Origin of the sequence: Bradyrhizobium sp. HKCCYLRH3059, assembly GCF_051168035.1 — a bacterium.
Lineage (GTDB): Bacteria > Pseudomonadota > Alphaproteobacteria > Rhizobiales > Xanthobacteraceae > Bradyrhizobium.
Window position 1 is genome coordinate 477,307 of record NZ_JBNPUF010000005.1, and the last position, 21,916, is coordinate 499,222.

At 66.3% G+C, this 21,916-nt stretch carries 23 protein-coding genes and 1 tRNA gene; 12 read left to right on the plus strand and 12 right to left on the minus strand.

The features are described 5' to 3' along the window. Nucleotides 1-5 precede the first annotated feature (5 nt). The 6 genes from ACQR13_RS18660 to ACQR13_RS18685 all read left to right on the plus strand — a co-directional run bounded on the left by ACQR13_RS18660 (nt 6) and on the right by ACQR13_RS18685 (nt 6,431). The gene (locus ACQR13_RS18660) at nt 6-2,123 is read left to right on the plus strand and encodes a S8 family serine peptidase (protein WP_315716238.1); all 2,118 of its coding nucleotides are present in this window, start codon (nt 6-8) and stop codon (nt 2,121-2,123) included. Nucleotides 2,124-2,382: 259 nt separating this feature from the next. Continuing rightward, complete coding sequence (locus ACQR13_RS18665) at nt 2,383-2,688, plus strand: hypothetical protein (protein WP_315736163.1); 306 nt, start codon at nt 2,383-2,385, stop codon at nt 2,686-2,688. A 101-nt stretch (nt 2,689-2,789) separates the two neighbouring features. Next, nucleotides 2,790-3,806, plus strand: a complete 1,017-nt coding sequence (locus tag ACQR13_RS18670; protein WP_315751496.1) for a hypothetical protein — start codon at nt 2,790-2,792, stop codon at nt 3,804-3,806. A 91-nt stretch (nt 3,807-3,897) separates the two neighbouring features. After that, the gene (locus tag ACQR13_RS18675; protein WP_315716235.1) at nt 3,898-4,146 is read left to right on the plus strand and encodes a hypothetical protein; all 249 of its coding nucleotides are present in this window, start codon (nt 3,898-3,900) and stop codon (nt 4,144-4,146) included. Between the two features lie 46 nt (nt 4,147-4,192). Then, entirely contained in the window at nt 4,193-5,350 is a 1,158-nt protein-coding gene (locus ACQR13_RS18680; protein ID WP_434863081.1) for a hypothetical protein, read from the plus strand. Nucleotides 5,351-5,360: 10 nt separating this feature from the next. After that, nucleotides 5,361-6,431 (plus strand): hypothetical protein, encoded by a 1,071-nt coding sequence (locus ACQR13_RS18685; protein WP_434863082.1) that lies wholly within the window; start codon nt 5,361-5,363, stop codon nt 6,429-6,431. A gap of 357 nt (nt 6,432-6,788) precedes the next feature. On the opposite strand, the gene ACQR13_RS18690 is transcribed toward ACQR13_RS18685, so the two are convergent. Continuing rightward, nucleotides 6,789-6,873: transfer RNA gene (locus tag ACQR13_RS18690), tRNA-Leu, on the minus strand. 173 nt (nt 6,874-7,046) lie between these two features. On the opposite strand from ACQR13_RS18690, the gene ACQR13_RS18695 reads away from it, so the two are divergent. Next, the gene (locus ACQR13_RS18695; RefSeq protein ID WP_315716227.1) at nt 7,047-7,580 is read left to right on the plus strand and encodes a disulfide bond formation protein B; all 534 of its coding nucleotides are present in this window, start codon (nt 7,047-7,049) and stop codon (nt 7,578-7,580) included. On the opposite strand, the gene ACQR13_RS18700 is transcribed toward ACQR13_RS18695, so the two are convergent. After that, on the minus strand, nt 7,577-8,662 hold the full coding sequence (locus ACQR13_RS18700) for an AbrB family transcriptional regulator (RefSeq protein ID WP_315716226.1): 1,086 nt from the start codon (nt 8,660-8,662) through the stop codon (nt 7,577-7,579). The genes ACQR13_RS18695 and ACQR13_RS18700 overlap by 4 nt on opposite strands. 83 nt (nt 8,663-8,745) lie before the next feature. Beyond that, nucleotides 8,746-9,054, minus strand: a complete 309-nt coding sequence (locus ACQR13_RS18705; RefSeq protein WP_434863083.1) for a hypothetical protein — start codon at nt 9,052-9,054, stop codon at nt 8,746-8,748. Nucleotides 9,055-9,245: 191 nt separating this feature from the next. Here ACQR13_RS18705 and ACQR13_RS18710 point away from each other — a divergent pair, with 191 nt between their 5' ends. The 4 genes from ACQR13_RS18710 to ACQR13_RS18725 are packed head-to-tail and all read left to right on the plus strand — an operon-like array spanning nt 9,246 to nt 11,395. Beyond that, nucleotides 9,246-9,740 carry a hypothetical protein gene (locus ACQR13_RS18710; RefSeq protein WP_315716224.1) on the plus strand — a complete coding sequence of 165 codons (495 nt, stop codon included), beginning with the start codon at nt 9,246-9,248 and terminating at the stop codon, nt 9,738-9,740. A 38-nt stretch (nt 9,741-9,778) separates the two neighbouring features. After that, a complete protein-coding gene (locus ACQR13_RS18715; protein WP_315754328.1) occupies nt 9,779-9,928 on the plus strand; it encodes a hypothetical protein in 150 nt (49 codons plus the stop codon). Between the two features lie 13 nt (nt 9,929-9,941). Further along, nucleotides 9,942-10,727, plus strand: coding sequence for a sulfite exporter TauE/SafE family protein (locus ACQR13_RS18720; protein ID WP_315716223.1), 786 nt, complete (start codon nt 9,942-9,944; stop codon nt 10,725-10,727). Between the two features lie 5 nt (nt 10,728-10,732). Then, the gene (locus ACQR13_RS18725; RefSeq protein WP_315716222.1) at nt 10,733-11,395 is read left to right on the plus strand and encodes a DsbA family protein; all 663 of its coding nucleotides are present in this window, start codon (nt 10,733-10,735) and stop codon (nt 11,393-11,395) included. 64 nt (nt 11,396-11,459) lie between these two features. On the opposite strand, the gene ACQR13_RS18730 is transcribed toward ACQR13_RS18725, so the two are convergent. From ACQR13_RS18730 to ACQR13_RS18745, 4 genes are all read right to left on the minus strand, one after another. Further along, nucleotides 11,460-11,666 carry a hypothetical protein gene (locus ACQR13_RS18730; protein WP_172111383.1) on the minus strand — a complete coding sequence of 69 codons (207 nt, stop codon included), beginning with the start codon at nt 11,664-11,666 and terminating at the stop codon, nt 11,460-11,462. A gap of 91 nt (nt 11,667-11,757) precedes the next feature. Next, nucleotides 11,758-12,579: a hypothetical protein gene (locus tag ACQR13_RS18735; protein ID WP_434863084.1), complete on the minus strand. Its 822-nt coding sequence runs from the start codon at nt 12,577-12,579 to the stop codon at nt 11,758-11,760. A gap of 4 nt (nt 12,580-12,583) precedes the next feature. After that, nucleotides 12,584-13,948, minus strand: a complete 1,365-nt coding sequence (locus ACQR13_RS18740; RefSeq protein WP_409998693.1) for a hypothetical protein — start codon at nt 13,946-13,948, stop codon at nt 12,584-12,586. A gap of 140 nt (nt 13,949-14,088) precedes the next feature. Further along, the gene (locus ACQR13_RS18745; RefSeq protein WP_315716219.1) at nt 14,089-15,156 is read right to left on the minus strand and encodes a phospholipase; all 1,068 of its coding nucleotides are present in this window, start codon (nt 15,154-15,156) and stop codon (nt 14,089-14,091) included. A 343-nt stretch (nt 15,157-15,499) separates the two neighbouring features. Between ACQR13_RS18745 and ACQR13_RS18750 the strand changes: the two genes are divergently transcribed. Continuing rightward, a complete protein-coding gene (locus ACQR13_RS18750) occupies nt 15,500-17,431 on the plus strand; it encodes a calcium-binding protein (RefSeq protein WP_434863085.1) in 1,932 nt (643 codons plus the stop codon). A gap of 19 nt (nt 17,432-17,450) precedes the next feature. On the opposite strand, the gene ACQR13_RS18755 is transcribed toward ACQR13_RS18750, so the two are convergent. The 5 genes from ACQR13_RS18755 to ACQR13_RS18775 all read right to left on the minus strand — a co-directional run bounded on the left by ACQR13_RS18755 (nt 17,451) and on the right by ACQR13_RS18775 (nt 21,854). Beyond that, complete coding sequence (locus ACQR13_RS18755; RefSeq protein ID WP_315716217.1) at nt 17,451-18,422, minus strand: S1C family serine protease; 972 nt, start codon at nt 18,420-18,422, stop codon at nt 17,451-17,453. A 157-nt stretch (nt 18,423-18,579) separates the two neighbouring features. After that, nucleotides 18,580-18,885, minus strand: a complete 306-nt coding sequence (locus ACQR13_RS18760) for a hypothetical protein (RefSeq protein WP_315716216.1) — start codon at nt 18,883-18,885, stop codon at nt 18,580-18,582. Then, a complete protein-coding gene (locus ACQR13_RS18765) occupies nt 18,869-19,972 on the minus strand; it encodes a hypothetical protein (RefSeq protein WP_434863086.1) in 1,104 nt (367 codons plus the stop codon). Before ACQR13_RS18765 ends, ACQR13_RS18760 begins: the two co-directional genes overlap by 17 nt. Beyond that, nucleotides 19,969-20,412 (minus strand): DUF4383 domain-containing protein, encoded by a 444-nt coding sequence (locus tag ACQR13_RS18770; RefSeq protein WP_315716214.1) that lies wholly within the window; start codon nt 20,410-20,412, stop codon nt 19,969-19,971. Before ACQR13_RS18770 ends, ACQR13_RS18765 begins: the two co-directional genes overlap by 4 nt. Next, entirely contained in the window at nt 20,409-21,854 is a 1,446-nt protein-coding gene (locus ACQR13_RS18775; protein WP_315754340.1) for an FAD-binding oxidoreductase, read from the minus strand. The genes ACQR13_RS18770 and ACQR13_RS18775 overlap by 4 nt, the downstream gene beginning before the upstream one ends. Nucleotides 21,855-21,916: the final 62 nt, after the last annotated feature.

The following is a 21,916-nucleotide window of genomic DNA, read 5'->3' on the forward strand; positions in this document are numbered from 1 at the left end:
GGCGCATGAGAGACTGGCGAGGAGATCGGGCCGAACGAGCCAATCCCTATCTGGACTGGGAGTTGCGCAACAGGCCACTCGGCAAGAGGCTGGACTGGTGCAGCGTGCAGATCCAACTGCTGCCGGAGGCCAACGGCAGCTATGTGGCCCATCTCGGCCAGTTGGCCGCCATCGTGGCCGCCGGCCACGAGCCGGACGAGCCTGCTGACGCGCTGACCATCCGCATGTCGGCCGACGAATTCGATCTGCTGACGAAGCTGATCGACGACATCCGCATCGGTCGCGTCCCGCCGCCGGACGATCCGCGCGATGTGCAGTTCTTCATCTACCGGCCCGAAGACATCGCCAATCGCACTGCCGCCAACGGTCTCTTCACCGCGATCCATGTCGGCCCGCCGATTCCAGGCCTGCGCTTCGACTCTGTCATCGCCGCGCCGACCGATCTCGGCAAGCCGTTGACGGATTTGACGCGGCAGGTCGCTATCGGCGTCATCGATGACGGCATCGCCTTTGCCAACCGCCGTTTTCGCAGCAGGGGCGGCAGATCGCGCATCCGGGCGATCTGGCTACAGGATGTCGAGCGCCGGACCAAGGATTTCGGCGTCGCCGCCGGGCAGCGGCTCACCGGCGAGGAGCTCGACGTGCTGTTTGCGGCGAATGCGAGCGAGGCCGACATCTATCGCGCGTTCGGCATGACCGATTTCGGCAATGAGCAACGCAAGCCGCTGGCGCAACGCGTCTCGCACGGCACACACATTCTCGATCTCTCCGGCGGCTACGATCCGACCGCGGAAGATATCGCCAGCAAGCGGCCTCTGTTGGCGGTGCAGCTGCCGTCGCCGGTGTCCGGCGATACGACCGGCGTTACCATGGCGAGCTACGTGCTGCAGGGGGCGCGCCAGATCATGCTGTGGGCCGACCGGATCAACCCGAAGCTGCCGCTCGTCATCAATTTCAGCTATGGCATCGCGGCCGGCCCCAAGAACGGCAGCCACGAGATCGAGCAGGCTCTGTCGCGGATGATCGAGCGTCGCAACCAACGCGGCGGCCCGACCTATCTGGTGCTGCCGGCCGGCAACAGCTATCGCGAGCGGACGACGGGCCGGATGGTTGTGCAGCCCGGCGCCTCCGATCAGATCGATTGGATCATGCTGCCGGATGACGGTACGTCCAATCATCTCGAGATCTGGCTCGACGGCGAAGCGATCGCGCAGCAATGGCCGCGCGTCGGCGTCAGCCTGACGCCGCCCGGCGATGTGCCGCGCATGATCGATGGATTCGGTGATGGCGATGTGCAGGTGCTGGAGGATGACGGCAAGCCGATCGCCGCCATCAATGGCCACCTGGCCAAGGTGGCCGGCCAGCCCGACCGCGTCCGCTTTCATCTGTCGGTCAATCCGACCACCGCGCGCTGGAGCGTGAGGCATCCAGCGCCGGCCGGACGCTGGCGGCTTTCCGTCACCAACGGATCGGAGGCGCCGCTGACCGCACATCTCTACATCCAGCGCGACGATACCCCGCTGGGCTACGTGCAGCATGGACGTCAGTCCTATTTCGATCATGCAGGGGGCTATCAGCGTGCGGCGCTGGATGGCAGCTACAGCGATCCGGACAGCAGCGGCTGCCCCATGACTCGCGAGGACACACTGTCGGCGCTCGCGACCGGTGCGGGCGCGCTCGTGGTCGGAGCCGTCGATGCCGCGGGCCAGCCGACGGATTATACGGCGAGCGGTCCGACGCCGGGGCGCGCCGAGCCCGATTGTGCTGCCATCGCCGACCAGGGGCCCGCGCATTGGGGCGTGCTCGCGGCCGGTACCCGGAGCGGTTCGGTGGTGGCGATGCGCGGCACCAGCGTGGCAGCGCCGCAACTCGTGCGTCGGCTCGCAGATTATCTCGCATCGCTGCAACCGGGCCCGGTGCTTGCGTCGCTTGCGGTGACCGACGGTCCCGTGGCCAGCTCCGACGTCCCGCCGCCGGGCGCCGCCGTGCTCGAGCCGATCAAGCAGGACGCGGTGGCCGCTTCGCCGTGTGACCATGCCCGTATCGGCAGTTTCATCCTGCGTGCGAGCGGCCACCCCGGCCTGCCGCCGCGGACCTATCCGCGCAGCCCAAACTTGCGCTGAGCCCGACTCCCTGGTTCGCCGCCGCGCAATTGCAGCATGCTGGCAGACAGTGAGCCAGCACAGGCGCGCGCCTCGACTCCCAGCCCGGATCCGATGCCTCTTGCGCTGCGCCCTTGCCGACGCGGCGATAGCGCAAGTGCGTGAGTGCAGATGGCGTCGTTCCGATGCATTTTTGACGATGCTCTTGCGATGTCCTGACGATCGTCTCACACCGCCTCGGCATAGTTCCTCCCGTGCAAACGAGACACAGGAGGATTCAATGCGCAGATCCAATATCCGTATCGTGATGGGCTTGATCATCTCGCCCTTGCTGATGTCCCAGGCCTCCGGTCAGAACCTCAAGGACCTGGTGCCGACCTATCAGCCGCATCAACAGACCGACAGCGAGCGGTTGCAGAACTTCCACGCTCCAGCCCCGCCTCCGACCAACTATCCGAACATCAGCCGTGATCCTTCCACCAACGAGCCGCGGCTCAACGTTAACCGCGATGTCTCGCTCGGCGGCAACGTGACCCGGAACAGCGCCGAGGGAAACGTCCGCTTCCCGATTCCGGGATCTCGCTAGGCGCTGTTCGGCGACATGGATGACTGCTCGCCGTCCAGGCGCGACGTCTCGAAAGCGGGCCGCTGGTTCAAACAATCCATGATGACGTGAGGAGATTGCAGATGAAGAGTCTTCGACTGATGGCCTGCTCCGCCATGCTGTTGCCCAGCGTCGCTCTGGCGCAACAGCAGATTCCGACAGGCTCACTGCCGCCCGACATCGCGGCCGCGATCAAGGCGGCTCCGCTGACGCAGACGCTGATTCCGATCAGCGGCGAGGAGAAATTCGCGCAGCAGATCATCAAGGCGGATGAGATTTCCTTCGCGGCGGGGGCAAAGCTGACGCTGACCGGATTGAACTATCCCTACATCGTGGTGGCCGCGCAACGCATCAAGTTCGCCAACCCGGACACCTACAGCATCATCCAGCGCGATCCGCAGGCCGTGGCCGCCGTCGGCAGTGACGGCCCCGCAGGTCCCAATGGCGCCGACAATCCCGGCGAGACCAACCGGACTGGCAATCCCGGTTACCCCGGCGGCCCTGGCGGGCCTGCCGTGGCCGGACAGACCCGGCAACTGCCCGACGTCTATCTGGTCGCCGGAGAACTCTCCGATCCGAAAGGGCCGATCCCGGCTGGTCTTCTCAACCTCGTCCTTCTCTTCCGCGGCATTGACGGCGGCGATGGTGGGACCGGGGGGAAAGGCGGCAACGGCGGCCGGGCCGGAAACGGCAAGGAGGGCGCTACGAGCCTGTTCGACTGCAAGGAGGGTGGCGGCCCCGGCGGGACGGGAGGCGCCGCCGGTCCCGGAGGACGCGGCGGTGACGCCGGCGCTGGGGGACAAGGCGCCGATCTCATCTTCGTCACGACCAGACCTGCCTACGAAGTCCTGAGCTATTCGCGGATCAACAATGTCGGCGGGAGGGCCGGACTCCCAGGTCGGGGCGGCAGCCCGGGCAATCCGGGCCCCGGAGGCCAGGGCGCGCCGGCCAATGGCTGGTGCAAGGGCACAGGCGGAGGGTCGCCAGGCAATTTCCCGTCGCCTGCAAACCTCGGCTTCGGCAATACGTCTGCGGACGGCGCGAAGGGAACGGTCACGGCGGTCATCCTTCCGTCCGTCGGTCCTCTGTTCGGCAAGTGATGCGGCGAGCGGCAGATGAAACCTGCAGGCCGCGTCCTGCAGGTTTCGTCCGCCGGCGCGCGGTCCCAATTCCTCAATCCCGGAGCAATCCATGACGACGACGCGCGACAGAGTGGAGCAATACGTCCTCGACTATTTCCATCGCCAGTGGCCCTCGGCGACCGAGGCGACCTCGCTCGCCGGCGATCTCGGCCTGGATGCCTACGACATCTACGACATCGGCCGGCATCTGCGGGGTTGGCGCCGCGCCAGCTACACGCCGAGTGAGTTCGCCGGCTGCGAACTGGTGAAGGATATCGTGACGCTGATCTACCAGAAGGTCCGCGCCGCCGGAAACTGAGGCGGGCACCGGCGGGATCCAGTCCACCACATGAAGGAAGGTACCGATGAAGCGCATGAGCCTCGCCAGTCTCACCGTCGCCGTCGCGGGCGGCATCCTTGCGGCGCAGGCCGCAGCCGAGACGGCAGCTGCTGACGACATCTTCGCGTGCTACAAGAGCGCCCCCGCGGCCGAGCCGGACTGGACGGCGATCGCGCGCGACTATGCGCACAAGCGCCTGAAACAAGGCTGCGGGCAGCAGTGGCCCGTCGCCGCCACGCCGCGCCCGCAGCGGGCGTCGGCCGCAGCCGCAGCGCTGGCGGTGAAGACGGCGCCCGGGCCCGCGCCGGTCAGCGACTTCATCTGGTTCGTGCGCAAGGACTTCGCCGATGTCGACATGTTCGGCAAGCCGCAGTCCAATGAGAAGGCGACGGGTGCGGAATTGTCCTGGGCGCGCAACAACACGGCCGCCGACACGATCTGGCAGGTCAATGGACTGGTCGGTCTCGCCTACAGCTATCTCAACGAAGACTACTCGCGCTTCATAGGTGCCAGCCTGGCGTCCCATGTGAAGGTCGATAAGGAAGCGCATTCCGCCGCGGCAAGCGACGACAGCCGGGATGCGATCACCGTCGGCGGCAGCGCCGAGGTCGGATTGATCAACCCGATCGGTGGCGCCGACTATGTCCGCGGCAGCTGGCTCGAAACCCGCGATGGTATCCTGAACCGAACCACTGGGCAGGCCATGCTCGAATGGATGCCGATGTATCTGCGCGTGAACCGGCAGATTCCGGGCACCTTCGTGACCACCAATTTCCGTCCCGACCTCAAGGTTCAATATGACGAGCGCCAGGGCGGTGTCGTACCGATCGGCTTCTCCGGTCTCGGCCGCTCGCTACGCATCGGCCCCGAAGCGACGTTTCTGTTCCGCGTTGCCGATTTCGGCACAACGCTGCCGGCCTGGGCTGAGCCGCTCGCCGGCCTGAGCGGCGCCGTCACCTATCACTGGTGGCGCGAGGTCTATTCCGGGCAGAGCGGCAGCTGGCTCGACAGCACGATCAAATACGACATCAACCCGAACGTCGCGCTCGCCCTCTCCTATCAGAAGGGGCGCAACGAGGAGACGGCCAAGCGAACGGACCTGTACAAGCTCTCGCTCAATTTCAAGACCTGTGCCGCCTTCGCTGGCTTCTCGGGCGGACGCTGCACCGCCGACAAGGACTGAGCTGGCAGTCATGACCGGGTTCTGGAAGCTCTACGGCTTCACGACGGAGGGAGATGATATGGACAAGGCCATCGATGGTTTCGTTCAGGTGCTGAGCTTCGTGCTCGCCTCATCCTCGACTGCAGCGCTGCTGGCGGTCGGACTGATCCTGCTGCTCATCACCACGGTGTTCGCCTGCATCGCGCTCAGGTCAAAACCGGAAGAGGTCACCTCTTTCTTCAAGGCGGCGTTCTTCCTTTGCCTGGTTGGTGGCATCCTGTTCTCCGCGGCCGGTCCGTCGCTGGCGCTGTTCTACGTGTCGCAGGATCCGATTCGCAGGAAGTCGGTCAATGAAGCGATCGACGATCTCGCCAGCAACAGACGTGTGCGCTATGTCATCCGCATGATCTCGCGCAGCCCCTCCGATGCCGCCCTCGGCATCGACGCGCTGACCCAGCTCGGTCCGCCCCGGCAGAAGTATTCCTTCGTCGCCGACTACGAGGAGTTGAAGGGTCATACGGTCAAGGAAGCGCTCGACCTGTTCGGCATCGGCTACGTCGCCGGCTACCGTGTATCAGTCGTGATCTTTCCCTTGCAGATCGATCTCTATCCGGCCAATGCGCGGGGTCTGTTGCAGGTCGTCAGCAATGTCGAGGCCGGCGTTGCGCCGGAGGATCGCTTTCTCAAGCCCGGCAAGCTTCACGACGCGGAGCTCAAGGAGTTCGGCGACACCGGCATTCAGACCTACCGTATCGACAACTTCAAGCCGTTCTACCCGCATTATTGCGAGCTGGCGCAGACCTTCTTCTGCGGGCACTACGCCGCCAAGGAGCTCGTCGGCGGCCTCTACCGCGATTGGCATCCCCTCGGCTTCTCGCAGAAGAATCCACCGACCCAACCCTGCACGATTCCCAAGGAGAAGTTCTGCGCCTTCTCGGACTGGGACAAGGTGCGGCAGGACTTCAAGGGCCACTTCGGTGTTCGCGCGTTCCTCATCGAAAATCTCGAGATTGGCAAGATCCCTGGCCGCATGCTGTTCGACTTCCAGGATCCGCAGCGCGACAGGATTCCCGAGTTGGGGCTTCCACCAGCGTCTGACTGACCCACGCTTGCCAGCGAAGGAAGCCTATGGAGGTTAGTTTCCGAGCGGTTTCTGCTTGTCGTCGTAGCAATAGGCGAAGCGCCAAAGTTACGATCCGGTCGCGGTGACGAGCATGAAGAGCCCGCCTTCATTTGAGCGCTTGTAGTCTTTCCTTGCCGGCTTCAGGTGCCGGAAATAGGGGGGCGGATTTGGTCGGCATAGGTTCGATTCCACCCAAAGCTCGCGATACCATGACCCCGCGCACTCCCATCAAGGATACCAGCAAGACGGGGCGAACGCCGGCGAAGGGCAAACGGCGGCTTATCTTTAGATTTTGAGGGGGAAACGAACGTCGGCGGATGCGGGCGAACGCCCAATTGGTGCCCCTGGCCGGAATCGAACCAGCACTCCTTGCGGAACTCGATTTTGAGTCGAGCGCGTCTACCAGTTCCGCCACAGGGGCATTCGCCGGGCCTGTGCAGGAACCATAGCGAAGCGGGCGGACTATAGCGGGCGGCCGGGCCGGGTCAACCCGCACGGACGTGATGGGCGCGCATCTCGACAGCTTTCGCGGGCCGGAGTAGGAGCCGGAACGGCCCGGCATGGGACCGGATGCAGCCCCGTTCGGGAGGACCGATGACCAATACTTCTGTGATGGCGCGCCCTGCGGCGGGAGCCATGAGCCCGGCGGTGGCGGCGGCGCTACTCGCGGCCGGCATCGCCGCGGCGGCTTTGGCCGGCGCCTGGTACATGCAGCTGGTCTGGGGCCTGCAGCCCTGCGAGCTCTGCCTGAAGCAGCGCTGGGCCTACTATGCGATCGTGCCGCTCGGGCTGCTGATCGTGCTCGCCGCCAAAGGCGGCGCGCCGCGCGGGCTGGTTCTCGCGGGGCTCGGCGTGGTCGCGCTGGCCGCGCTCGGCAATGCCGGGCTCGGCGTCTATCACTCCGGCGTCGAATGGGGCTTCTGGCCGGGGCCGACCGAATGCACCGGGCCGATCGGCAATCTCGGCAGCGCCGGCAGCCTCTTGGAGCGGCTCGACAGCGTCAAGGTCGTACGCTGCGACGAGGTGCAATTCCGCTTCCTGGGCCTGTCGCTCGCCGGCTACAGCGTGCTGATCTCGCTCGCCATCGCCGCCATCGCCGGCTGGGGCATCACCCGGAAGCGCGCCTAGTCGTCGACATCCTCCTGCGGCCGTCCGAACAGATGGACGATGCCGGGGGTGGCGATCGTGACGAACACGAAGCGCGACAGGTGATGGGCGCCGACGAAGATCGGGTCGATGTGCAGCGTCAGCGCCAGGGCCATCATCGCGTCCATGGCGCCGGGCGCGAACGCGACAATGGTGTCGGAAAAGCGCACATGCGTCACCAGCACGATCACGGTGACGAACAGCGCCGAGATCGCCACCGCGATCGCGAACGAGCCGAGCGCGGCCCTGATATGGCCGACCAGGGTCTTCACCCGCATCCGCGCGAAGCGGCTGCCGATCAGGGCACCGATGCCGACCAGCGCCACGCCGCGCATCCATTCCGGCAGGCCGCCCTCGACGAGGCCGGTGCCGTGCAGGACGCCGCTGGCGACCATCGCGCCGAACAGCCAGCTCGCCGGAAACCTGATCAGCTGCATCAGCATCGCCGCGACCAGCGAGGCCACCAGCAGTGCGAGCAGGCCGAGCGGCGAGGCGACGCTCTGGCCGAGCGAGATCGGCGCCGCCGGTGCGACGCCGGCCACTGCCAGCACCAGCGGCAGCGCCGCCGTCAGGATGATCACCCGCAGCGTCTGCACCACGGCGATCGCCGGCAGGTCCGCACCGCGCTCCACCGCGAGCATCGTGATCTGCGACAGCGCACCGGGACTGCCGGCGAGCAGCGCCGAGGTGCGGTCCCAGCCATGGACGCGCTGCAGATAGAGGCTGGAGCCGAAGGTCGAGCAGAACGTCGCGAGCGCCAGGAGGCCGATGGTCACCGGATAGGCGCTGACATGGTTGATCAGCTCGCGCGAGACGACGGCGCCGATCGAGATGCCGAGCAGCAGCAGCACGGTCTGGGTCAGGATCGGCGGCATCGCCAGCGGGCGGCCGGCGATCGCGGCGATCGCGGTCGCGATCATCGCGCCGGAGATCAGCCCGCCCGGCAGATGGGCGACGAGGAAAATCAGGCCGCCGGCCGTGCCGAGCACGAGGGTCTCGATCGCGCTCAGGGTCTTGGCGCGGCTCGGCAGGTCAAAGGGAAGGGAGGAGATGATCTGGCGCACGGCGCCTTATGCCAAAACCTGCCTGCGCGAACAATTCCCGCCGCTGCGCAGGCGCCATGCGCGCATGCGCCCGCAGGGGCCGGTCATTTCGGCTTGTCGGGCGTCGGCAAGGGAGCGGGCACGGGTGTGGTCGCTGCGGCCGCCGCCTTGTTGCGCTTGCAGGCCGAGCGGAATTTGCCGCGTGCCTTGCCCTTCAGCCCCTGCTCGTCGGCCTCCTTGGAGCAGGCGATGGAAATCGTCCGCCGCGTCGCCTTGTCGAGGGTGGCGAACTTGTCGGTGGCGGCATCGGGCCGCGACGGCAGCGTCAATCCGGGTTGCGAGCGGGCGGGGCCCGCGGCCGATAGGGTGGCCATTGCGATGGCCGCGATCGCCGCCCGGGCAGTGAATCTCATGCTGGAGTCCTCGAACGAAAGGCACGCTGCGATGTCCGGCGATGCTGAACCCGCAGTGAATGGAATGAGCCGGATCGCCGCGCGACGCAAATTATATTTTCGCGCGGCCATGCTCCCGCCTGCTTTGTCGGTCGCGGGGGTCTCGCTAGAATTACCGTCCCATTCCACCATGCTCCACAGGGAGATCGAGGATGAGTTTTCACGCAAAATCATTGGTTGCTTCGTCACTCGCTACGCTGGCCGTGATCGGGCTCGCGACGTTCGCCGCCGCGCCGGCGAAGGCGCTGACCGCGCAGGAATGCAGCGCCAAGTACAAGCAGGCGAAGGAGGCCGGCACGCTGGGCGGCCAGAAGTGGAACGACTTCCGCAAGGCCCAGTGCGGCAGCGATGCCACCGCTGCCGCGGCACCGGCGGCTCCGGCCGCGCCTGCGGCGGAGGCCAAGCCGGCCAAGGCGGCGAAATCCGACGCCAAGGAGGCCGCTCCCGCGCCGACCGGTCCCGCCGTGTTCCCCAACGCGGTGGACCCGAAATACGCCAAGGAGAAGCCCGGCAAGGCGCGGCTGCAGACCTGCGTCGATCAGTACAATGCCAACAAGGCGACCAACGCCAATGGCGGCCTGAAGTGGATCCAGAAGGGCGGCGGCTACTACAGCGAATGCACCAAGAAGCTGAAGGGCGCTGCCTGATCCGGGTTGACGAGACGATGCCGGCGGCCGGAGGCATCATGCGTTCGGCCGCCGCTCTCGACGCCGCGCATCGCCGCGAGACCGCCGGCCCGACTCGGCTCGGCGCCGGTCGCGCGGCGGTTCGCGCCGGTGGCGGCGGAATTGCTGCTCCGGTGATTTTGGGGCTTGCCTTCCTGTGCGGGAAATGACCCTGCTCTCGCCATGATCTCTGCTGTCCAAGGTGTGCTCAGCCTGTTTTGCGGCGCGATGGTCGGGTTCTCGCTCGGCCTCGTCGGCGGCGGCGGCTCGGTGCTGGCGGTGCCGCTGATGGTCTATGTCGTCGGCGTGCCCGAGCCGCACATCGCGATCGGCTCGAGCGCCATCGCGGTTGCCACCAACGCGGCCATCAATCTCGCCAATCATGCGCGCGGCGGCACCGTGATCTGGCCGATCGCGGCGCTGTTCGCAACGGCGGGCATCGTCGGCGCCTTCACCGGCTCGCTGCTCGGCAAGATGGTCGACGGCCAGAAGCTGCTGGCGCTGTTCGCGCTGGTGATGATGGTCATCGCCATGCTGATGCTGAAGACGCGCGCCCGCATCGGCACCCCCGATGTGAAGATGAGCATGGCCAACGTCCCGGCGATCGTCGGCTTCGGCCTCGCCACCGGCACGCTGTCCGGTTTCTTCGGCATCGGCGGCGGCTTCCTGATCGTGCCGGCGCTGATGGCTGCGACGGGCATGCCGATCATGAATGCGGTCAGCTCGTCGCTGGTCGCGGTGACGACCTTCGGGCTCACCACCGCGGCGAGCTATGCCTGGTCCGGGCTCGTCGCCTGGGATCTCGCCGGACTGTTCATCGCCGGCGGGATCGCGGGTGGCCTTGCCGGCACGCGCCTGGCGCGCCATCTCTCCGGACGGCGCGGCGCATTGAACGTGGTGTTTTCCGTCGTGATCGCGGTGGTGGCGCTGTATATGCTGACACGCAGCCTGCTGCATATCTGGAGCTGACCTCAATGAAGCGCGTCCCCTCGACTGCGATCACCTCCGCCAGCAGCCGGCGTGACGTGTTGACGCTTTTTGGCGCAGGCGCGGCGCTTTCCTTGTGGCCCCGCGACAGTCGCGCCGAGGACGCCGACGAGCCCGACGAGGGCGCGGTGCTGCGCGACCCCGATGCGCCGGTGCTCGGCAATCCTTCGGGCGACATCGCGATCGTCGAATGGTTCGACTACAATTGTCCGTATTGCCGCAAGCTCGATCCCGAGCTGCAGCAGGTCATCCATGATGATGGCAAGGTGCGCTGGGTTCTCAAGGAGTGGCCGATTCTCGGGCCGACTTCCGTGGTTGCCGCGCGGATGGCGCTGGCCTGCAAATATCAGGACAAATATGCCAAGGCGCATGAGGCGTTGATCGGCGTCAGCTCGAAACTCACCGAACCGCGCATCGACGAGCTGCTCGCGGGAGCAGGAGTCGACGTCGACCGCGCCAAGCGCGACCTCGCCGCAAACGCCAAGGCCATCGATGACATGCTGGCGCGCAACGACAAGCAGGCGCGGGGATTGCGTTTCCGCGGTACGCCGTCCTTCATCGTCGGCAAGTTCAGGGTACCCGGCGTGCTGACCATGGCGCAGTTCGAGCAGGTCATCGCCGACGCGCGCAAGGCCAGGGCGGCCAACTGATTGGCAAAGCAAAGGCGCCCCGACCAACGGCCGAGGCGCCCTGAAAACAGCAGCGTCGTGCGCGTTACTTCGACGAGATGCGAACCCAGTCGTCATGTGCGCGGGTCTTGAGTGAATTCCAGCTGTCCGCCGCGACGTCCCAGTTCACGATCGTCCGGCGCGTCTGCGCGGTCGGCCCGTTGGCGACCTCGGAGGTCTGCATCGAATCATGGATGTAGACGCCGAACCCCAGAATGAGAGCCCCCAGGATCATTCCCACGAATGTCCGCATGTCATGTTCTCCAGTGTGACGGCCAATAACGCCGCGGTCGAAACTTGGTTCCACGCCCGCCGCGGTCCCGGTCCACCGCGATCAGAACATCCTAACTGCGCGATTTTTCAGGCCGCGATTCCGGCAGCGAGGTGACGAGATTGAGTGTTTTCATCTCGTCGGGCTTGAACGTGAACAGCTGGTCATGCGGCGTCTCCATCGCATGCACCCAGACCTTCAGATCGATGCCCATCTCGGCGAGATGGCGCTGGCATCGCGCCGAGATGTTCTGCGCAAGGCTCATGTCGTCGCCGGACCTCACGGCGGTCCCGGACGTGGGGACTGCGGCGATCTGATGCACGCCGATGATCGCCCGCTCGCCGGCCCGGCGCTCGAGACCGCCGGCGAACACCAGCGGGCACGACGAGGCGCAATATTTTCCCGCCTCCACTTCGGTTGCGAATTTCCGCGCGCGGATCAGTCGCCCCATCGCCAGCGCGTCGGCGACGGAGCCGCCGGGCGAGTTCAGCACGATCGTCCTAATATATTCGCCATGACGTTCGACTGCGTCCGCAAAGCTGCGCGCGCTGCCGGGCGTGATCGTGCCGGTCGCGAACAGCCGGCCGCCGCCGCGCAGCTCGAACTGAATCGGCCGCTGCAAGGCACGATCGCCCTGCGGCAGCGGCATCAGCCGCTTCATCAGGGGCGCCAGCACGGATGGTGATTCCTCCGGCAAGTCCGGCGCGTCGCGCCGAATGTCGAGCTGAGGCGGGGCCGCATCCGATGGCACCTGCGGAGCATTCAACTCGAGCAGGTCCGCCACGAGAACTGCGACGGTGACGACGAGGATGCTGCGGAAGACCCAACGCAGAATGCTCTCATCGGGATTGTCCGCGAGCCAGGCATGGACGCGTCGGTTCAGCGCCGAAGCCACGGGACTACTTTCCGATTCGAGCCGATGACAGCGACGTCACGTTCTCATCCGCCGCGGCCGGCGCCGGCTCAACGGCCGGTGCAGAAGGCTCCTCCGTTGGCGTTTCGGCTGGCCGTCGCTCGGCCGCCCGCCTGGCGTCCTCGACCTCGCGCGCAATCTGCAATGCGGTGACGAGATCGGCGGCGGTCAGGCTGGAGGCGCTCACGGCGGGCAGGCCCTCGCGGCGGATGGCGGCATGGACGACGCAGAGGATCAGCACCAGCACCGCCGGCATCAGGTCGATCGAGATTGCGCCGGCCCAGCTCGGTATGAAGTCGCCGGCGTAGCGCAGCACGGCTTCAGCGGGCGACAGCGTCTGGAACCGGGTCGGCTCGATGCGCGGCAGCGCCAGGATCTTGTCGGCGGCGTCGGCGAGCGAGGCGGCCTGCGTGGCGATCGCGCTCTCCACCTTGCCGACGACGGCGGTCTGGCGCTCGGCCAGGTCGCCGCTGCGTCCGCCTGCGGCAGGCGCGATGAATCCGGCCGAAAGCGACGTCGCGGCGCGCCTCACCGCAGGTGCCACCGAGGTCTGCTGCAGATTGGCGATCACGCCCATCAGGTTCAACGACTCCGTGGCGAAGGCATCGCTACGCGTTGCGATCGGCCCGCGGTCGGAGATCAGCTCGCGCATCTTGGCGAGGCTCTTGCCGCCCTGCTCGTAGAGAGCAGAGACGCGCTTGCCGGACTCCTGGACCTGTTGTCCCAGTCCGTCGAGCTGCGTCGACATCTGCGCGAGGAGCTGGACCACGGTGCCCGATCCGGAGGTGCCGGTGAGCGAGCCCGCGCGTTCGGCGTCCGCCAGCTTGGCGAAGCGGGAGGAGGCGAGCTGGATGTCCGGCAGCAGGCTTTGCGCAGCGATGGCCTGGCTGTTGGCCCTGTCGAGGTCGCGCGTGTAGTTCTGCACGGTGATGGCGAGATGCTGCTGGATCGCTGCGGCGCCGGCCAGGGCCGACGCATTCAGCCAGGACGACATCGCGACGATCATCAGCGAGCCCAGCAGCATGCAGCCGGCCATCATCAAGCGCCCGATCGCGCTGGTGACGTGCGGCATGAACTGCATCATGAACACCCAGAAGGCGTAGATGCCGACCGAGACCGCGACTGAGTAGATGACCGCCGCAAAGAACACCGTGGTCGGACTGCCGTTGAGCAGCTCGCGGACGCCAAGATAGGTGTAGACGCCGGCGGCCAGCGCCAGGATCGCGGTCGTGAGCTTCAGCGTCACCTCGAGACGGTTGACGCCATTGGCGAGCACGACGGAGGTGGAGGAGCGGGCGGACGAGACTTGCGCGACGGACGCGGCAGGCGAGGGCATCAGCGGCGAGGGCATGAGCAGACCTTCGGCGGCGTCATGGCCGCCCGTGTGCAGCGCCCCCGCTGTATGACCGAGCAGAACCAATGCGGACAAAATCCGCCGACATTGTGTCGGCGGCATTGCCGATCAGCCATGTCGTAGCAAGGGAATCAAGCTCAGCGCATCAGCCAGCGCAGCAGCTCGACATTCGCCTCGCGCGGATAGCAGTGGCTGAGATCGTCGATCTCGCGATAGGCGACGTTAGCGCCGGCCTTGGCCAGGGCGTCCGCCGTATGCCGCGCGATCTCGACCGGAAACATCCAGTCGAGCCGGCCGTGCACGATCTGGATCGGCAGGCCGCGCAGACGGTCCCGGTCGGCGATCTCGGCCATCAGCGGATGGAACGTCGCGGCCACCGGCGCAAGATGCGTGAACGGCGAGCCTGCGGCCAGTCCGCTGACGTAGCAGAACGTGCCGCCGTCGCTCATCCCGGTCAGGAGCATGCGGGCGGGATCGATCGCGACGCGACTGCGGACGAGGTCGAGAATGCGCAGGAGGTTCGGCGTATCGGCGTCGTCGCCCATCAGCGCCCAGGTCGGTCCTGCCGCGGTGGGGGCAACCAGGATCGCGCCGAGGCTGCGCGCGGCGCGCAGCCAGCTCCAGAGAAAGTCGCGGCCGTTGCCGCTGCCGCCATGCAGCGCCATGACCAGCGGCCAGTCTCGGTCCGCCGTGTAGTATTCCGGCACATACAGCGAAAAGCCGCCGCGATTGCCGATCTCGTTATGGTCGTGAAACACGGTGTCCTTGCCTGCAGAGGACGCGGCCAGGAGCTGGCGCAGCCCGTCGTCACCGTCGACGGCGGGATCGAGGAAGAATTCGCTCAGCGGCGGCAGCGTCGCGGCCAATGGAAACAGCGCCTCGAGTGCGCGGGGCAATTGACGGAGGGCCCTGAACACGTCGACCAGGTCGCCCTCGCCGCGCTGAACGGCGCGCAGGCCGGCAAACGACATCAGCGCTGCGTCCGCTGCGGTGTCGAAGGCGATACGGATATGGGCGAAGTCCGCCGGCCACGACGTGAGATGAATCCGCGCCGTGTGCAGCACCTGCTCGGGATCGCCGACGTCAGCCATCACGCGATCGAAATCCGGCGGGTTCAGGTAGCGTGCAACGTGGGACAGGGCTTCGAGCGTCTGCAGCAGTGGCGGCAACACGATGAGAATGTCATCCACCACGGCATCCGTCATGCAGGTCTCCTTGATACGCGATACGCGGGGCTGGCCGTCTCGTCTGCTTGCCGGTCATGCAACGCAAAATCGGGCGTCCGGGCAATGACCATTTTCCGAACGCGTGTTCGCTCCGCGAAGCCGCAATCTCGCGATGCGGCTCCTGCAAGTCAACACGGTCCGGACGCTGCCGTCGCGCGCGGCAGGTGAGTCGCGCGCGAATACACGCGCAGACGATAGTTGATTGACAAAATTCGGGCGCGATGTCGCACTTGGTGAGAGCCGGCGGCGCGGCGGAGGGTTCCTCGTGGATCACCGCCCTGGGTCAAAACTGCCGATCGGTTGCCGAGGGGGGATTCGCATCATGACCAAATCGCCGTCGGCCGCGTTGATCAACGCGGTGCTCGCCATGGACGTCTACAACAGGGGCGTCAACCCGACGCTCGTGGTCAATTTCAACCGTATCGGGAGCTATGAGCTGGTGGCGGCGAGCGTGACCTCGACCGCCGACAATTTCGAGGCCGCGACCTATCAGCTCGCGGGCGATCCATCGACACGGATCATTTCGTTTCGCGGCACCGACAGTCTCGCCGACGTGCCATCGTGGCTTGGCGGTGCCGGTCTGGCCGGCTGGCCGACGCAGTTCCCGGATGCGGAGTCCTACTACAAGACATGGGCGACATCGAACGTCTCGCTGACCGGACATTCGCTCGGCGGCGGACTTGCCGGCTACATCGCGGCGCTCAACGACAAGGTGGCCTATGCGTATGACGCGATGCCGTTCGAATTCGCGGCTGAGGTCCGCTACGACCAGTTGCACGGCTTCTGGGGCGCGCTGATGTCGCACCCGGTCGACCGCTATTCCGACATTCACATGGTCTCCCTGTCCGGCGAGATCCTGCAATATGTGCGGGCTGCGGCGCCGGTGCTGGAAGCGCCGCTGGCGCTGCTGCAGCTCGGACCGGTCGCCGGCGCGCTCGCCATCGCCCATGCTGCGATCGGCATCTCGTCAGAGCAGAAGACCGTGCTCGGCGCGGGCACGGATCTCGGTCAGGATCCGGTCAGCCTGCACTCGATCGCGCTGCTGACGATGATGCAGTGGGCGAGCGACAACGGTGCCCAGGATTGGAAGAAGGCGGCCGCTGTGCTGCTGGCGCCGCTGGAGGATGACGCCATTGCTTCGGCCGTCGGCATTCCCGCGGCCGGTGTGAGCGGCGAAGGCGCGCCGTCCGACAAGATGAAGGACATGATCGCCTATTCGACGGTGACCGACGCCAGTGGCTACGGCAACAGCGCCGTGCAGGCCCTGTTCAACGGCGGTGGCGTGCTCGGCAACAGCGTCAGCGCCGACACTGCGGCGACCTACCTGAAGAACGGCGGGGTCGAGAAGGCGCTGGCCGAGATCGTGGTGGAATATTCGGCACTGCTGGCGCAGAACCACGACGAGGTCGCGGCGACGCCGGGCGTGATCGGCCATGAGCACGGCATCCTTTATCAGGACACGGCCAACAACCTGCTGGTCGCGGATCTGTCGTCCGACCTGTGGTCGCGCGCCGACACCGGATCGGCTGTCGACGTCCTGGGCAAGCTCGCGCTGATCGATGCTGTCGCGAGTTTCGACAGTGAGGACGCTGGCCTGATCGACCTGGCGATCGGCGTGCTCTGGGGCGGCAAGACCGACAATCTCGACTGGCTCAGCGCAGCCTTGAGCGACGCGGCGACCACGGTCGCGGTCGATCCGGTGCCGGGCGCGATCATCGCTGCGTCCGACGGTGCGCTGCTGATCGCGGGCGGCGGCAACGACACGCTGTTCGGCACCGCCAATGACGACCTGCTGATCGGCGGCGGCGGCAGCGACGTGCTCAAGGGCGGGGCCGGCGACAACATCCTGGTCGGCGGCGTCGGCGCCACCTACGTCTATGCGCAAGGCGACGGCAACGACGTCATCATCAACGGCGTAGCGTCGCTGTCGAAGCCGACCGGCACGCTCGATTTCGGAACGACCTACACGGCCGACAATTTCTGGTTCGTCAAATCGGGCAACGATCTGGAGATCGACATTCTCGGCACCCATCAGCAGGTCACCGTCGCCGACTGGTTCCTTGGCGGCTCCTATCAGCTGCAGGAGATCAAGGCCGGCGGTCTCGAGATCGATACCCAGGTTTCGCAACTCGTGCAGGCCATGGCGACCTACGCCCAGGCGCATCCGGGTTTCGATCCCACGGTGGCATCACAGTTGCCGACGGATGCGCAACTGCACGACCAGATCGCTGCGGCCTGGCACGTCAACGCGTGAACGCAGGCCCGCGGCCGCCTCAGTGCAGCCGCGGCGCCTTGAGCAGCTTGGCGCGGTCGGTCGAGGCGATGGTGACGTCGAAGGTGACGCCCTCATGGTGCACCGTCAGCGGCACGTCGACGCCGGCTGCGCCGAGCGCCCAGAGCTTGCGATAGAACTCGCTCTGGCTCGTCACCTTGTCGCCGTTGATGCCGAGGATCACGTCGCCCGCCTTGAGCTCGGCGCGGGCCGCCGGGCCGTTGTCGGAGACGCCGATCACGACGACGCGATCGTCGACCTCCGTCGCGTACATGCCGAGCCAGGGGCGTGCCGGCTTGTTGACACGGCCGAAGCGCCTGAGATCATCGATGATCGGCTTCAACAGGTCGATCGGCACGATCATGTTGACGTGCTCGTCCTTGCTGTCGCGCTCGCGCTCCAACTGCAGCGACCCGATGCCGATCAGTTCGCCCTTGGCCGAGAGCAGGCCGGTGCCGCCCCAATTCGGATGGGCGGGGTGGGTGAAGATCGCCTCGTCCAGCAGATATTCCCAATAGCCGGCGAATTCCTGCTTGGCGATGATCTGGCTCGCGACCGATCGCGTGCGTCCGCCGGCGCCGCCGAGCACGACATGATCGCCGACCTTGGTTGCCGCCGACGAGCCGAGCGGCAGCGCCGGCAGGTCGAGCGATCCGAGCGCCTGCACCAGGCCGAAGCCGGTCGTGAAGTCGAACCCGAGCACATGGCCCTCGACCACGCGTCCGTCATTGGGGTGCAGCCAGACGGATTCGGCCTCGGTGATCAGGTAGCCGATGGTCAGCACCAGCCCGTCGTCGATGACGACGGCATTGCCGGCACGTTCGGTCCCCAGCGTTTCCGCGCTGAAGGCGTCGGACGGAATGATGGCATGCAGGCCCACGATCGAGGACAGGGCTTGATCGAGATCATATTGATAGTCTTCGGCGCGAGGCTGGAAGGCGGACGGCACTTTCCATTCGGTCAAAGAAGGCATTTCGTTCTCCTGCTCTGTCGATACCCCCGGGTGCATCGACCAAGCTTCTGCTTCGTGTCGCGTGACGGCCACAGCGTGAACGCGAGCTTAACATCTTTGGGCGGCTGCGCCAGTTCCGCCGGCTCCGCATCGGCGTCGGGAGGAACTGGCTTCCCAACTACCCGCGGCCGCAGCCCCTGCCGATCACGGGCCAGACCAGCCACGCTCCGGCAGCATACAGGCTGCCGACAGTCGTGGCTCCGGTTTTGGCCGCGATGTGGAAACGTCCGGCATCGAGCAAGGCTCCGTCGGAGGCGACGATCGCCGAGATCATACGGTCGGACGGGCCGAACACGACCACCGCATCCGGCTTGATCACCAGGGCCATGGCAGCCATGCCCGCAAACCAGACGAGGGCAACGGCCAGCACGCCCTTCAAGGGAAGGGCGTGGGACGGGGGATGCCGGTCAATAGTCGTAGGCATGCTCGAACGTATATCCCGCGGCTTCGAAACGGCCGATGTCCTGAACCAAAGACCGGACCGGTACGTCGACGCCGATGCGACGGGCACCGGGGCGCGACTGGATCGGGACACTGAATATAGGCAGCCCATCGAAAGCTGCCAGCCGTCCGTCGCCCGGAGGGACCACGATCGTGACCAGGATACGATGATTGCCTGCGATTTCGCCGAACGCGGCGCCGTCATGACGGCCGAGCTCCTTGGCGAAGGAATCAAACTTGGCGTAGCGCTCGGTCTCCACCAGCACGCCCTTCACGCCTTTGGAGTCCGTGACCTCGCGGATCACCTTCACGCCCGGAATGACTGCAAGCTCGGCGGCAGGCAGGCCGGTGACGACGCTCTGGATGGTCAGCACGGCCGGATCGTAGCCCGCCACATAGCCGATGACGGCCGCATAGGCGGCGCGCCCGGCATATTGCAGGCTGAGCGAGACGCGCCGCTCCACGGCGCGGAACGATGGCACGAAGGGCGTCTCGCGCCAGAACTGATCGAGCTTGGCGACGAAGGGATACCGATACCAGGGTGTCTGATACAGGAACGCAGCGTAGTCCTTCAGCAGGGCAAGGTTGAAGGCGTCCTCCGCGGTCTTGACGCCGTCCGTGGTCTCCCAGCTGATCGCCCCGATGCTCTTCTCGTAAGCGCCCTGGAGCGCCATCTCGGCGGTGAAGCTGAAGCCGATGATGTAGTTCGTCAGCTTCTGCTCCGAGGTAGCGGGACCGGAGCCTGCGGCCTGGCGCGTGGCCCGGCACAGGCTGCGCCAGAAGCCGGAGACGCTCGATAGATAGTGGAAGTCGGACTCCGAGGCCTGCCCGGTCACCGCAGCGAGGTCGGCATAGGCGTGGACGATGTACCATTCAGGAAAGGTCAGGAAGCTGTCACCCTGTGATCGCGCATATGCGGGATCGGTGATGCCGAAGTAGGAGGTCACCATCGGGGTCGGGACGTCGGCCACGCAGACCGTCTCGACGCTGATCACGGTGGCGGCAACGCCGATCGCCGCGGCTGCCAAAACGACGCCGAGAAGATACAGCGCTTTACGACGCAGGCTCATGCGAGGGCAGCCTGTCTACGCCACGGCGACCAGCCGACCGCGATGCCGATCGCGCCGAGTGCGAGATGCGGCAGGCTGGAGAGGACCTTCACCAGCCACGAGGTGTCGCGGATGCCGTCGATGACGATCGAGAGGTCGAGATAGCCCGAGCCGGTGAACACGCCCATCACGCCGTCGAGGAAATACAGCGAGCCGAACACGCGCAGGAAGAACACCGCGCTGCGGCGGGTCAGCATCGCCGCCAGCGCCCACAGGCCGGAGGCGACATGCAGCGCATCCTTGTAGATGTCGAGCTGGAACAGGCCGAACACGCGGCCTTGCGCATCGATAAAGGTCGGGATGTAGTCGGTCGCGGCGGCGAACAGGAGCGCCATGGCGAGCGCCAGCGCGGCGATGCGATAGCGGTCCAATGCGAAGCCATCTGCTGCTGATGTATTCATGCGAAATAGGCGTCCCACATCGCGTTGCGGAACAGGAGGTTCGGATCATACTGCCGCTTGGCGGCGACGAAACGCGCGGCCGCCGGATAGGCCTTCTCGACCTGGTCGCGGCGCGCGTGCAGACGATAGGGCAGATAGAACGCGCCGCCAATCGCCGTGATGCGGTCGATCAGCGCTTCCGTCGTCCGCAGCATGTCGATCTCGCCTTCGGGCGAGGTCGCCTGCGAGAACGACATGACGGCCGCGATCCGGCGCACCGGTGCGATCGTGAGCGCGGGTGTCTTGTCCTCGGCGACGTAGCGCAGGGTGACGTTGAGGAATTCGGCGCGCGCCTTGGGAATGATCTCGCGGCAGGCGGTGAGGAACTCGCCGAACCGCTCCGGCGCGACGAAATATTCGTGCAGGATGTCGGTGCGGTGCATGTCCTTCTGCGCCAGATTGGCGACCGGCTCGGCCATCAGCGAGTTGCGGGTGTAGCGGCTGTCGGAGATGGCGGGGCCGAGCCGGGTCTCCATGAACCAGCGCAGGCCCTTGGCGACCTCCCATCCGGTCTGGGCGCGATAGATCGTGTTGGCGACGCCGGTGAGCTTGCCGGAGCTGACTGCCGCGGGCAGGGTCGCCGGAGCATCGGGGGCGGGGCGGAAGGTGACGAGCAGGGCGTCGTCGAAGAACGCCTTGCGGGACACCGACATCCGGCCATAGGCCATCTTCACATTGGCGTCGCCGTCGATGTTGCGTGTGAACTGCTCGGCGAATTTCTCCGGCGCCATGCGCTCGAAGCGCGGCTCGAGCAGCAGGTTCGGCACCATCTCGACCTCGAGATCGACGACGATGCCGAACAGGCCGTAGCCACCCATCGCGAGCCCGAACAGCTCGGCATTCTCGTTGCGCGAGCACTGCACCAAGGTGCCGTCGGCGAGCAGCATGCGGATCGATTTCACCGTGGAGCCGAACGGGCCATACGGCACCGGCCAGCCATGGGCATTGACGCAGAACGTGCTGCCGACGCCGAAATCGCTGTTGGACTGCATCACGGCCGGCGAGAAGCCTTTGGGATCGAGCGCGGCGATCACGTCCCACCAGCGGTTGCCGGCCGCGGTGCGATAGGTCTTCGCCGCCGTGTCGAGCTCGATCGCGCCGCCGTCGAGCGTGATCGCCGTGCCGTCGCGCGGCAGGCTCTGGCCGCCCATCGAATGCCGGGCCACGGCCGCGGTCACCGGGCGTTTCGCCGCGGCCGCCTCCTTGAGCTCGGCGCGCAGCCGCGCGATCAGGTCGTCGGTCGTGGGCTTGCTGATCACCACATGCCTGGCGACCGGCGTCGGGTTGAGCCGGCTGGCGTCGTTGAGGATGGTGCGCAGCTCGGCCCGCGCCCGCGGCATCCGCGCCAAGGGCAGCGCCGCGGCCGTACCCGCGGCGCGCAGAAACCGTCGTCTCGACATCATGGCGCGGACTCTCCTTCCCTTCACGGAGTCTACGCCAGCATCGTAAACGTTCGAAAAATTTC

Excerpts from the sequence above, each read along its gene's own strand:
- ACQR13_RS18745 (WP_315716219.1), bottom strand. The coding sequence starts at position 15,156 with ATGACGGATGCCGTGGTGGATGACATTCTCATCGTGTTGCCGCCACTG.
- ACQR13_RS18670 (WP_315751496.1), top strand. The coding sequence starts at position 2,790 with ATGAAGAGTCTTCGACTGATGGCCTGCTCCGCCATGCTGTTGCCCAGC.
- ACQR13_RS18675 (WP_315716235.1), top strand. The coding sequence starts at position 3,898 with ATGACGACGACGCGCGACAGAGTGGAGCAATACGTCCTCGACTATTTC.
- ACQR13_RS18775 (WP_315754340.1), bottom strand. The coding sequence starts at position 21,854 with ATGATGTCGAGACGACGGTTTCTGCGCGCCGCGGGTACGGCCGCGGCG.
- ACQR13_RS18725 (WP_315716222.1), top strand. The coding sequence starts at position 10,733 with ATGAAGCGCGTCCCCTCGACTGCGATCACCTCCGCCAGCAGCCGGCGT.
- ACQR13_RS18730 (WP_172111383.1), bottom strand. The coding sequence starts at position 11,666 with ATGCGGACATTCGTGGGAATGATCCTGGGGGCTCTCATTCTGGGGTTC.
- ACQR13_RS18760 (WP_315716216.1), bottom strand. The coding sequence starts at position 18,885 with ATGCCTACGACTATTGACCGGCATCCCCCGTCCCACGCCCTTCCCTTG.
- ACQR13_RS18705 (WP_434863083.1), bottom strand. The coding sequence starts at position 9,054 with ATGAGATTCACTGCCCGGGCGGCGATCGCGGCCATCGCAATGGCCACC.
- ACQR13_RS18660 (WP_315716238.1), top strand. The coding sequence starts at position 6 with ATGAGAGACTGGCGAGGAGATCGGGCCGAACGAGCCAATCCCTATCTG.
- ACQR13_RS18765 (WP_434863086.1), bottom strand. The coding sequence starts at position 19,972 with ATGAGCCTGCGTCGTAAAGCGCTGTATCTTCTCGGCGTCGTTTTGGCA.
- ACQR13_RS18715 (WP_315754328.1), top strand. The coding sequence starts at position 9,779 with ATGCGTTCGGCCGCCGCTCTCGACGCCGCGCATCGCCGCGAGACCGCC.
- ACQR13_RS18740 (WP_409998693.1), bottom strand. The coding sequence starts at position 13,948 with ATGCCCTCGCCGCTGATGCCCTCGCCTGCCGCGTCCGTCGCGCAAGTC.
- ACQR13_RS18770 (WP_315716214.1), bottom strand. The coding sequence starts at position 20,412 with ATGAATACATCAGCAGCAGATGGCTTCGCATTGGACCGCTATCGCATC.
- ACQR13_RS18710 (WP_315716224.1), top strand. The coding sequence starts at position 9,246 with ATGAGTTTTCACGCAAAATCATTGGTTGCTTCGTCACTCGCTACGCTG.
- ACQR13_RS18685 (WP_434863082.1), top strand. The coding sequence starts at position 5,361 with ATGACCGGGTTCTGGAAGCTCTACGGCTTCACGACGGAGGGAGATGAT.
- ACQR13_RS18750 (WP_434863085.1), top strand. The coding sequence starts at position 15,500 with ATGACCAAATCGCCGTCGGCCGCGTTGATCAACGCGGTGCTCGCCATG.
- ACQR13_RS18720 (WP_315716223.1), top strand. The coding sequence starts at position 9,942 with ATGATCTCTGCTGTCCAAGGTGTGCTCAGCCTGTTTTGCGGCGCGATG.
- ACQR13_RS18680 (WP_434863081.1), top strand. The coding sequence starts at position 4,193 with ATGAAGCGCATGAGCCTCGCCAGTCTCACCGTCGCCGTCGCGGGCGGC.
- ACQR13_RS18695 (WP_315716227.1), top strand. The coding sequence starts at position 7,047 with ATGACCAATACTTCTGTGATGGCGCGCCCTGCGGCGGGAGCCATGAGC.
- ACQR13_RS18665 (WP_315736163.1), top strand. The coding sequence starts at position 2,383 with ATGCGCAGATCCAATATCCGTATCGTGATGGGCTTGATCATCTCGCCC.
- ACQR13_RS18755 (WP_315716217.1), bottom strand. The coding sequence starts at position 18,422 with ATGCCTTCTTTGACCGAATGGAAAGTGCCGTCCGCCTTCCAGCCTCGC.